A 2,262-nucleotide genomic window follows, 5' to 3' on the forward strand; every position below is an offset into this window, starting at 1 on the left:
TTTTTACATCATATTTTAAAAATTCCATTATTCTCCTTATTTTTTATAAACTAAAATAGATTCAAAAGGTCTAAGTGTTCCGAAAGGTTTTTTATTATCTTTATATGTTGAGATAATTTGTTCACCATTAATTTCATTTAAAGTTAATTCTTTATTAGTTAGGTTAATTAAAGAGATTAATTTTTCTTGTTTTAATGATCTAGTAATTATTAAAACACCATTTTCATCTATTTCAATTTTTGATAATCCTTCAATTAAAAGTTTTTTGAATTTAGTTTTTCTTAATGAAATTAAATTTTTATAAAAGTAAAAAATACTATTAGGGTCTTTTAAAGCTTTGGATACATTTATAACATCTTTATTTCTTCCTAAATTAATTCAAGGTTTTTGACCTTTGTTAAATCCTGCATTTTTACCACTTGTTCATTGCATTAATGAACGACCTGCATCACGTGAATTAATGTTTAAATATTTAATAAATTCTTCTTCACTATAAACTTTGTCTCTATCTACAAGAGAAGCAAAACCATTTGCGATATCAACATCTTTAAAAGCTTTTCTAGACTCAAAATTAGTATTAAGTAAACCAATTTCTTCACCATAATAAATACATGGTATTCCTTTAAGTGTCATTAACATTAAACCATGTGTTTTTGCCGCTTCTTCTCTAAAGATATTTTCATCACCTCATCTTGAAATACTTCTTGATGTATCGTGATTTGATAAAAAGTTAGTAAATAATTCAGGTGATATCTTAGTGTTTTCTTGAAATGGTGCTTGTTGATAAGCAAATTGCTTATAGTCTCAGTTTGCATCATAACCATTTCTTCCTGTTTTGTTTGATCAACCAATTCATCACCAAGCAAAATTAAAGTAATTATCAGATACTTTTTGTTCACCTGTTCCATATTGTAATAATTCTGAAGCAGAAATACCTGAAGCTTCTCCTAATGTATAAGCGTCTGGTTTATTAGCAAAAGCTTGTGTGTTAAATTCTTTTAAAAATTCAACTGCTCCTTTATTTCATGCAAAATAAGGATTACCTTGTACATCATCAAATGTTTTTGAAACGTGTTTAATAGCATCTAATCTAAACCCTCTAACACCTAAATCGTACCAAAAGTTAATAACATCTACCATTGCTTTAATTGTGTCTGGATGTGATCAATTTAAATCAACTTGTTCTTTAGCGAATAAGTGAAAATAATACTTTTTAACACTATCTACATACTCTCAAGCTGAACCACCAAAAATACTTTGTGCTTGTTTTTCTTCATCGCTTAATTTTTCTCTTCAAATAAAGTAATTGTGCTCAATATTTTGTGTTGATTCACAAGCTTTTTTAAATCATTCATGTTCATTAGAAACATGGTTTAAGACAATATCCATAATAATATCAATACCGTATTTTCTTGCTTTATCTGTCATTTCTTTAAAATCTTCAAGAGTTCCAAATTGTTCTCAAACAGATTTGTAATCTAAAACATCATATCCTGCATCAACAAAATTTGTTTTATATGTTGGGCATAACCAAATACCATTAATACCTAACTTCTTTAAATATGGTAATTTTTGTGTAATTCCTTTTAAATCACCATCACCATCGTTATTTGAATCATAAAAAGATCTAGGGAAAATTTGATATAAAATTTTTTCTTCTAATTTTACTGTTTTCATTATTTAATATCTCTTTCTAATAATATTGAAGAATGAGCATAAACTATGCTTGATTCTTTTCTTTGATATCTATATGAACTTAAAATAATCTCACCTTCTGTATTAAAGAAATGGTCATTATCACTAAAATTATGTATAACAACAACTTCTTTTGTGTTATCTGAATTAGAAATTTTAAATTCAATAATTTGTTTTTCAATATCAACCTTTGTAAAATGTAATTGATTTTTAATCTTTTCATTTGTATCAAGTCTAAAATATTCAGTAGTATTTCTGAATTTATTAAGTTTTTTCATAAATTTCATTACATATTTTGCTGATTCGTATTTTAAGTGATTTCATTTAACACTATTAACATAATCTGTTGTTTTGTATGAATTTGGATGAAATGCACTATTATCAGGTTGTTCTTCAAAATCATCATATTCGGTAGTTTGACATTTTCATCCTTCTTCACCAGACATATCACAAGGTTTACTTTGTAATAATTCGGTTCCTGCTAACATAAATTGTCTACCTTGTGTAAGAACACTCATCATTAATCCTTGACAATATCTATTAATTCTTTCTGATAATGTTTTATTA

At 26.0% G+C, this 2,262-nt stretch carries 1 protein-coding gene and 1 pseudogene; both read right to left on the bottom strand.

Features of this window, described 5'->3' with window-relative positions; genetic code table 4:
• Nucleotides 1–36: 36 nt before the first annotated feature.
• Nucleotides 37–1,677 (bottom strand): alpha-amylase family glycosyl hydrolase, encoded by a 1,641-nt coding sequence (locus tag BU00_RS0103480; protein ID WP_027121489.1) that lies wholly within the window; start codon nucleotides 1,675–1,677, stop codon nucleotides 37–39.
• Nucleotides 1,677–2,262: pseudogene (locus tag BU00_RS05265) on the bottom strand (hypothetical protein); the annotation flags it as partial. The pseudogene BU00_RS05265 and the gene BU00_RS0103480, both read right to left, overlap by 1 nt.

It is taken from the genome of Mycoplasma leonicaptivi ATCC 49890, assembly GCF_000622205.1.
Lineage (GTDB): Bacteria > Bacillota_I > Bacilli_A > Mycoplasmatales > Metamycoplasmataceae > Mycoplasmopsis > Mycoplasmopsis leonicaptivi.